This is a genomic window from Thioalkalivibrio sp. AKL9, from assembly GCF_000377825.1.
GTDB lineage: Bacteria > Pseudomonadota > Gammaproteobacteria > Ectothiorhodospirales > Ectothiorhodospiraceae > Thioalkalivibrio > Thioalkalivibrio versutus.
Window position 1 is genome coordinate 1 of record NZ_KB905130.1, and the last position, 1,800, is coordinate 1,800.

Below are 1,800 nucleotides of genomic sequence, written 5' to 3' on the forward strand. Positions count from 1 at the left end.
GTGAAGGTTCACGGGGCGTCCTCCTTGGAATGGCTAAGTCGGCAAACTCAGCATCCTTCGGAGTCGCCCCGTGGACAACCTATTGAGAGATCACAACTAGCGACAAGCGAACGCCCGGACAATATCCAGAATCTGCATATCACCAATATCACAGATTCTGTCTAATCTACTGTTATGCACCGTATGCCCATGTTTGAGCACGCCGAAGACAATGAATTCTTCGAAGAACTCCTGAAGGACGTCGGTGGCGCTGGTGGACGGCGAAAGCTGTTTGACTTACGTGATCCAGATATCAAGCGCCGAGAGTTTGGCCTAGTGAGGAATCAGATTCATGCTGCCCTTTGCAGCATGGAAGGTGAATGCTGCCAGTTGAAGTGCCATCGTGACTGCTCAAACAGCCCCGATGAAGTTGATCACCTCATACCTTTAAAGACGAATGTTTTGAGAAAAGAACTGCGGGGGATGCGAGGCCAATTCGGCAAGAAGGTTCCTTCATTGAGCTACGGATCAAACGATCCTGCGAACTTAGTGCTTTCCTGCAGACGCTGCAACGCTTTTAAAAAGAATCGCATGCCTTCAGCGGAGTTGGTGGCGCGCATACTATCAAGACAGTGCATAACAAGAAGTTGAAGCAGATGAAGGAACCTGGCGCGCCAATTGCTGGCGCAATTGCCGCGCCAGAACCGCTTCACTGCTTAACTCGGCGTTATGTGTCTGGTCAGGGCCGGGTGTGATACCGCACACGTAGTGGATGAAACAAATGTTCAAACTCATGAAAAGAGTATTTTCCGTGATGACCTTTTCAATAGTGTCTTTATCAATGGGTGGCTGCGGTCTATTTAGTGATGCTGATGAGAAGTTCTATTTTGGTGACACCAGAGAGCCTGACGCATTGGAACGCGAATACCTTGGCTTGGCCAACGAGTTGAATTCCATCAAGCCTTGCTATCTGATTCATCCGAAAAGCTTAAGAGTATCAGGGTTCATGAGCTCTGTCGGGAGTCAGGTATCACTGCTGAGGAGTCGCTGCTTTGCCGCGGTCGCATCGAATTCCGGAGACGAGCAGATCTGCGGCCAGGTCCGATCTGCCAGCACATTGTTTTGCTCAGGGGCAAGACTAGATTCAGAGCTGTGCCGCCGAAGTGCACGCATGAACCACGGTAGAACGGTAATAGGCAGGACTTCTTATAGCCTAGACGTAGAGGAAATCGTCTCCCTTGCGGGTTATTCTGAGGAAGAGGCGGATGCCTATCTTGTTTCTGAAGAGCGATTTTACAGCATGGAGGCAGCGAGGCGTTTTCGACAAGAGCAACCTTCTACCTACTGGAATGAGGTAAGGATGACATTTCTTCACACGGAAGAGTTTTTCGATAGGATTGATCACATGCCTGGATATGGTACAACCGCCGATCGGAGTAAAATGAACTCCGTGATATGGAGTCCTCGGCAACAGCGGCTTTGGACACCGCCGGAAGAACGCACTCGTTCAAGACCAGAGCTTAGAGTGCCTGCGCAATTAGACGATAATGGTGACTGAGAGATTATTGCAGAGCGAAGAGATACATAACCAACACATGCAGCCGACGCTCGTACCTCGCGCGACTGATGTCTGGCGTTAGATGTTCAGGAGGCTGAGTGGGATTAGCTGAACAAGCGAAACCCTGAATCGCTTGGTCGATGAGAACCCGCGGGAAGCTATTCGTCACCTGATTAGCAACGAGAGTCAGCCAGTCGCAGGGAGCGCTCGGGCACTGGCCGGCAGTGCACGGCGGCGACCAGCAGTCGCGCCGGCAGCGTGGC

At 51.4% G+C, this 1,800-nt stretch carries 2 protein-coding genes; both read left to right on the plus strand.

What is annotated here, in order from left to right; all coding sequences use genetic code 11:
* Positions 1-189 precede the first annotated feature (189 nt).
* On the plus strand, positions 190-630 hold the full coding sequence (locus D573_RS14640; RefSeq protein ID WP_155984869.1) for an HNH endonuclease: 441 nt from the start codon (positions 190-192) through the stop codon (positions 628-630).
* Between the two features lie 130 nt (positions 631-760).
* Positions 761-1,537 (plus strand): hypothetical protein, encoded by a 777-nt coding sequence (locus D573_RS14645; RefSeq protein WP_155984870.1) that lies wholly within the window; start codon positions 761-763, stop codon positions 1,535-1,537.
* Positions 1,538-1,800 lie beyond the last annotated feature (263 nt).

Excerpts from the sequence above, each read along its gene's own strand:
- D573_RS14645 (WP_155984870.1), top strand. The coding sequence starts at position 761 with ATGTTCAAACTCATGAAAAGAGTATTTTCCGTGATGACCTTTTCAATA.
- D573_RS14640 (WP_155984869.1), top strand. The coding sequence starts at position 190 with ATGTTTGAGCACGCCGAAGACAATGAATTCTTCGAAGAACTCCTGAAG.